Here is a 7,267-nt window from a genome sequence, read left to right on the forward strand (position 1 = left end):
ACGTGTCCGAAGACCCCGCAGAGTGGTCTTCTCGAGGAGGCTGAGGCCGTGCCCGCGGAAAGCATCCGCCCGGAGCGATCCCGGACGGCGAGTGTTCCTCCAAGTTATAACAAACGGAAATTAGGTTACTGTGCATTTTATATCTTTTACGTCATAGCTTATATCTAATTAACAGCAACAATACTTTAGAAAACAGTCCAAATTAAAAAGGCTTAGTTAAAAAACTAAGCCTTTCATTATATCAGAACAGCCATTTCACTCTCTATATTTATTTTTGTCTACATCATTCAATAAGGCACTTTTCTCTCCAAGACTAAATAAATACAGTTCATGCATGGCACGGGTACATGCAGTATAGAGCACGGTTCTTTCATCATCCTCAACATACACATCGTTACTACAGTTATAGATAATAACTGCATCAAATTCAATGCCTTTTGCAAGGTAAGTTGGAATAATGAGAACTCCCTTTTCATAGGAATTCGTCTCTTTTTTAACGAGGTGTAACGGTAAATACTCTTCAAATGCTCTATAGGCATCTGCTGCCTCTTGCTCTGTCTTCGTTATAATTGCAATCGTTTGATGCCCATTATCTAACAGGCTCTTAACCTTGGTAACAATAGTATTATGCAGTACAGCCTTGTTTTCCACAACAGAAATAGACGGCTTTTCACCATTTCTATTGAATGGTTCAATTTTATTATTACCTTTTAAAATATCCTCTGCAAACTGGATAATCTGTTTTGTTGAACGGTAACTTTTAGTTAATCTAATTTCCTCCACTTCATTAGGAGCAAATAATTCATCTACTTTTTCCAATCCACTCTGATTATTGACTGAATGTGTAAAAATCGATTGGTTAACATCACCGAGTATCGTCATTTGGCTATATGGAAAAATCATTTTAAGATAAGCAAATTGAAAAGGAGAGTAATCTTGTGCTTCATCAATGATTACATGACGAATATTCATAAATGACTTTCTTCCTTCCAGCTTATCTTTTAAATATAAAAATGGTGTCGCATCCTCATATAATAATTCCTTGTTTTTTAGATTTTCTATTGTCATATAGGCAATCTCATCCCAATACGCTGGCATGTTGTCTTGACTTTCGGGCCACTGAAATAGATTTTGATATATTTTTGGCACATCAAGAAAAGCTAATTGATTTATTTTTCGCTTTAATGGTTTTATTCTTCTACGGACGAGCCACTTGTTTAATAATATTTCTTCTCTTTCTTGATCATCGAACGTATCCTCTGTGAACCGCTGTTCCTTTTGAAGTTTCTTGTAAACTTTTAAATATTCTGCGCGTCCAAGCAATTCCCTTTCTTCTTCTACCCATTCCTGTTTCCGCTCATCTTTTTCTTTTAATGCTAATTGTTCTAACAACCAATCCTTCACAAGGGTTATTCGATTTGGGATGGAAATATTCTTATCTAGCTGATAAAAGTACGCTGTTATTTCCTCACTCGTTATGAAAACCTCATTACGAAATACAATATTTTTAAAGGTCATACCTTCATTACTTAGATAATCAATATACGTATCCATTAGATTTTTATACGAAAGACTTGCTTTAAACTGTATTCCCTTTTGCCGGCTATAATAGTCTCCATCTCGTTTAACACCTAGCATATATTCCATTTGTGAGAAAGGATCTTCCAACATGAATTCATTTTGTATCCGCCCAGATAAATACTGAAAGAACGTGCTTTGTTGCATGTTTTCCTCACCAAGTTCAGGCAGCACGGTAGCGACATAGCTGTTAAACATTTGGTTCGGGGAAAACAATAAAATATTATCAGCTTGCAGTTTTTCACGATACTGGTAAAGAAGAAAGGCAACACGTTGGAGTGCCGCAGATGTTTTTCCGCTTCCAGCAGCCCCCCTGACAACCAAATATTTCTTACGGTTATTACGGATAATTTCATTTTGCTCTTTTTGGATTGTTGCAACGATATTTTTCATCTGTGGATTGGCTTGATTACTTAAAACCTCCTGCAGCATTTCATCACCAATGGTCATCCCAGTGTCAAACATCCCTTTAAGCTTTCCATTCCGAATAATATATTGCCGTTTAAGCGTCATTTCCCCAGTAATTGTCTCATCCATTGCCCTGTATTTCACGGGACCTGGCGCGTAATCATAATACATACTAGAAATTGGTGCGCGCCAATCGTATACAAGAAAATCCTCATCCTCTTCGTCCATTAAAGAGAATAATCCAATATATATATCTTCTGATTTCTCCTCACCAATCTCCTGAAAATCTATACGGCCAAAATAAGGGGAAACTTTAAGACGCTGTAAATTAGCCAATTGCTTATGTATTAAGCCATGACTACGTTCTCGCTCTGAAAGTAGCTCGGATTGTTGACGAAGACTTGTATGTGTTTCGATTACATCGTCTGGCTCATCCAAATTAACCGTTACGTCATCCCAGAATGTTTTTCGTAAAGAAACAACATCATGTTTTAATGCGCCGCCCTTTGCTTCGACCAAGGATATTTTATGGTCTATTTCATCGATAACACGATTGATCCGTTCTTGCTCAAATAAAAAGTCCTTATTTTCAGGCATATAAACACTCCTTAATAAAATGTTTGACATCAGGGGAATATTGTATTATAATTAATATGTACGATTATGCACTTTTATTTAACAAATAGCATTCTTTTATTTTAACATACATTATTAATAAAGAGCAACATGGATTTTACCATGTTGCCCTTTTTACTTTCTCCAAATTAAATCGTTTTAACACAAAGATTAAGCTATTACGTACGGATCGAATTATTCAAATTCCCACGGGATTATCTTCTCAACATATTGCTTATCAGAGAATTGTGCTGTTTGAATAAGGTCACCAACCATTTTCTGTCCTTCACTACCATAAGCCTCTTCAATTTCATTCCATTGCCATAGTGGATCAAATTCTATTACAAAATCCTTATCTTCTATATATTCATACTCAATTTGTAAATCAAAGGATCCATCTGGTTTAATTTGTCCTTCATCTCTGTTATTGCCAAAGGAACCAGTGATTTTCGCCCCTTCAAGTAGATTACTTCGTCCCTCTAAATAAAAGAACTCCCCATCTTCTGTAATCTCATCTACTTCAATCCAAACTCTTGGGTCACCATAGTCCTCTGGAAGTTCATTCCATTCTGGTGCTTTTAACATAAGGTCCGATTGTTCATTCGGATCATATGAAACATTTACCTCTGCTTTCTTCAAAATCTCCCCAAAAACCTCATGTTTATAAATAAAGGGACCTTCTAGATTCTGTCCTCTATCACCATAGTGTCGAATTACTGGATCATCCTGAGCACTATCAAAATCAAATCGCACAACAATTTGCGCTTCCCCATACTGATGGTGATCTAGCTCCATATGGAAGCTTCCATCCTCTCCGACTAGTTCCGTAGTATCTGCAAATACTTCTTCCTCAGATACCAAAATTTGAGCGACAAGCCTTGAACCAGGAATTAAATTACTTTTCCCTTCAATGATGAATTTATCTCCATCCTCAACTACTTCTCCAGTAAACTGAATGTTAAAGTCACCAAGTCCATCTTCTTTCGCTTTTTCCTCCGCTGCACCGTCTTCTTTTTCATCAGATTCAGATGTAACTTCGGCAGATACTTCTTCACTTTCTCCGTTTGTTTCTTGATCACCGTCGCCACAAGCAGCTAATAAGATGAAACATAATACGAAGCTAACGAAAACATAATACTTCTTCTTCAAAGCCTTTCCCCCCTCATTATTCACTTTCATTACCTTAAATTGATTATTATCTCAACACGTCGGTTTTTCGCTTGGCCCGTTTCATTATCATTGGATGCAATCGGCTTTGCTTCACCATACCCTACTGTATTGATAGACTTTTCTGCTAGATTCCCTAGTTCCGTTAAGAATGCTTTTACTTCATCTGCTCTTTTTTGGGATAAATCTAGATTATACTTCTCATCTCCATTACTATCCGTATGCCCGCTAACCTCTATTTCTTTTACCTTATCAAAGGATTGTAATGTCTCACCAATTTCAGTTAGTAAATCCTTTGACTCTTCCCTTAACTCATATTTATCAAAGTCAAATAATAGATTATCTGGCACAAGCATCATCACTTCAGCACCATCTATCGTCAGCTCTACGTTATCAGGTACATTAATTTCTGTAGATTCTAAGCGCTCTTCCTTAATAATGGTCTGATTATCATTGTATTTATTCTGCACCACCAAATCGCCTACAAGCTTTTGCCCTTTGGCTCCATAAGTCTCTTTAATAATATTCCATTGACCCCAATGTGCAGGGTCGAATTCGATAACAAAGGAAGCATCCTCGTCGTACTCATACTCAAAAACCATGTCAAAGGAACCATCAGGCTTTACACTGACATTGTCAGATTTACCACTATATTTACCTGATAATATACTACCCTCAAGCAAATTACTTCTTCCATGTAAGTAAAAGTAATTTTCACCGTTATTTATTTCTTCTACTTCAATCCAAACACGCGGATCACCCATATCCTCAGGAATCGGATACCAATCTGGTTCTTTAAATTGCCGTACCGCCTTATCTTCACCAGGTACAAACGAAGTCTCCACTTTAGCCATTTGGAAAATATTTTGCGGTGATCCCCCACCTACTTTTCCTTGATGCTTATAAACATATGGTCCCACTAATTCCTGACCTCTGTCACCATAATGCCTTATCATTTCATTATCTTGATGGCCATCAAAATGGAACATTACTTCTACTTTTGTTTCCTTTTTCAAGTCATGATGCGGGATTTCCATATAGAATGTCCCATCATCTTGAACAAGCTCCGTTGTATCCTGAAAGTACTCTTCCTCATCTTTCTCACCAACGGTTACTTGACCAATTACTCTAGAACCAGGTAAAATATTTGTCGCACCTTTTATAATAATAAACTCATCTGTTTCCGTCATTTCACCACCTAGAAACACTTCATAATCCCCTAAGTTCCTATCTGGATCTGTTTTATTTTCATCAGGGGTTGTTGTAGTTTTTTCACCGGTTTCATTCTCATCTTGGATATGTTGTTCTGCATTTTCTGGTTGTTTAGCTGTTTCTGGCTCCTCAACCTTCTCCTGCTTTTCATCCTCATCGTTCTCTTCATCAATCCCGGTCGTTTCTTGTCCATCTAGGTCTACATCATCAGTACCAGCTTCCGTATTACATCCCACAATAAAAACCAAACTAAATAACAGGAAGAAAAATAAATATACTTTTCTTTGCACTTACTTACCTCCTACAATATACATATAATGGCATAAAACCTCTATTAGCCTAACAAATATTTCGAAAATTACAAAGTGTATTTTGACCCGAGAAAAAAACACCATTTTTTACTCTCGTGTAATTACTTTTACCTATAGATAAAATATGATAAAGTCCCTCCCACACCCTTTTGTTATGATGACAAGCTCGTCCAAATGTCCGTTAAATACAAATCATGTTAAAATTAAAGAAATAAAGGAGGGGAAATTTATGATAGTTGTTACAAATAAAATAAAGATGAAAAAAGGATTTGCAGAGAAGATGGCACCAAGATTTACAAAACCTGGTCCATTACAGGAAATGAAGGGGTTTAAGAAAGTAGAAGTTACCATTACACAAAATTTGGTAGATTACGATGAAATGAATGTAAATATGTATTGGGAAAGTCACGAGGATTTCCAAGCATGGAAGGATAGCGACCTTTTTAAAGAGGCCCACAAAGATTCTAAATCAAAATCAGAAGAAGAGAAGAGTAATTCCCCAATTCTCGGAAGCGAAATAATTATGGCAGAAGTAGCATCTGTTTTAGAATCTACTTCCTAAATCAATATTAAGCGGCTGGGACTCTCACTCTATAGTAGAACGATTATAGGGTAGGAAACTTAGAATGTTAACTTTCTATCGTTGAATTTTAATTCACAGTTGATGTAAACTTCGGACTAATTTAATTCAGAATATCTTAAATCGGAGCAAGTCTCGCCGTCCGGGATCGCTCCGGGCGGATGCTTTCCGCGGGCACGGCCTCAGCCCTCCTCGCGGAAAAAACGCCGCTGCGGGGTCTTCGGACACGTGCTATTCCCGCAGGAGTCACCGCCCTCCACTCTCCCGGACTTGTGAGGTAGTACAATGCTTTTGACTTTCCATATCGCAGGAGATAATGGTTAGTAACTTAAACTCAGTGGAGGAAACACACGGAGACTCCTACGGGAGGATAGGCCTAGGTGAGACTACGTAGTGCGTTAGCACGAAGAAGGCTCACCAGCCGCCCGTGGAAAGCGAAGTGTGTTACCGGAACGATGTGTTTTGCACAATACTGAATTAAAGAGTTCCGAAGTCTATATCAAATCCGAACTAAATTAAATTGGAAGATTTTGAAGGATTGTTCGGATTTTGCTATAATTAATTACTTTTGGCCAAGCTTCTTTCTTAACATCATCAAATGTTTTATTTGCACAACAGCCCCTCAAAAAGAGATAAGTAGCACATTAAGCACATCGCTTTTATCCCATAAAAAAGTCACTTACGTTTTACTAGTCATAAGTACTCGTATCAAATTAAATATGACAAATTTTACAGTAAATTCGATCATAAACTAGCCTAAAGACCAATGCTACATCCTTTTATCATACATCGTTATTCCACTTCTTTCTGTAAGATCTGTAGCGCAAGCCCTGAGCTTATATTTGTAACTCGATTCTTTTCGTCATCTACCTTTTTATTACTTTTAAAAAAGGCCTTCACTTCTTCCAGACTCATCCCAACCTCCTTCGCCTCAAAAATTAACTCTACCCACTCTTGATCAAACGCTGTCTTGACTTTCCCCATCATATTCTCCTCCTAAAATACAACCGTATTTCAGGCAGCACAGCCATCTTAGGTTCCTCAACCTATGATCTGTAGCTTTGCGTCCCTATTTCTCAATAGGTTTGCCTTTTTCTGATTCTCTTTTTTCTTATACCGTTACTCCTCTATATGCACTATTTTGTTCTCAACTGTATTTATGTATGAATTTTCTGTATCATCTAATAAAGTTATATCATACACCTCATTACACTATCATTACAAATTAGCAATGTATTCATTTTTCTAACCTATTGTTTCATTTATCGTGTACAGTAATAAAGTAGGGAAACCATTCTCATGGCTTCCCCCTTATCAAACCGTACGTGCCCTATTAAGGCATACGGCTTACCCATATGTTACAATGATTATCAAGAGGATGCGTTCCAGGCATTTT

General features: G+C 37.3%; 5 protein-coding genes and 1 riboswitch. Of the genes, 1 reads left to right on the plus strand and 4 read right to left on the minus strand.

Features of this window, described 5'->3' with window-relative positions:
* Positions 1–255: 255 nt before the first annotated feature.
* From helD to D8M05_RS19690, 3 genes are all read right to left on the minus strand, one after another.
* Positions 256–2,583: an RNA polymerase recycling motor HelD gene (gene helD, locus D8M05_RS19680; protein ID WP_121134777.1), complete on the minus strand. Its 2,328-nt coding sequence runs from the start codon at positions 2,581–2,583 to the stop codon at positions 256–258.
* Positions 2,584–2,796: 213 nt separating this feature from the next.
* Entirely contained in the window at positions 2,797–3,750 is a 954-nt protein-coding gene (locus D8M05_RS19685) for a hypothetical protein (protein ID WP_121134779.1), read from the minus strand.
* A 29-nt stretch (positions 3,751–3,779) separates the two neighbouring features.
* The gene (locus D8M05_RS19690; protein ID WP_121134781.1) at positions 3,780–5,270 is read right to left on the minus strand and encodes an OmpA family protein; all 1,491 of its coding nucleotides are present in this window, start codon (positions 5,268–5,270) and stop codon (positions 3,780–3,782) included.
* Between the two features lie 250 nt (positions 5,271–5,520).
* On the opposite strand from D8M05_RS19690, the gene D8M05_RS19695 reads away from it, so the two are divergent.
* A complete protein-coding gene (locus D8M05_RS19695; protein WP_121134783.1) occupies positions 5,521–5,853 on the plus strand; it encodes a heme oxygenase in 333 nt (110 codons plus the stop codon).
* An 810-nt stretch (positions 5,854–6,663) separates the two neighbouring features.
* On the opposite strand, the gene D8M05_RS19700 is transcribed toward D8M05_RS19695, so the two are convergent.
* Complete coding sequence (locus D8M05_RS19700; RefSeq protein ID WP_245985549.1) at positions 6,664–6,855, minus strand: anti-repressor SinI family protein; 192 nt, start codon at positions 6,853–6,855, stop codon at positions 6,664–6,666.
* A 30-nt stretch (positions 6,856–6,885) separates the two neighbouring features.
* Positions 6,886–6,971, minus strand: a riboswitch (cyclic di-GMP riboswitch).
* Between the last annotated feature and the right edge of the window lie 296 nt (positions 6,972–7,267).

It is taken from the genome of Oceanobacillus bengalensis (assembly GCF_003628445.1).
GTDB lineage: Bacteria > Bacillota > Bacilli > Bacillales > Amphibacillaceae > Oceanobacillus > Oceanobacillus bengalensis.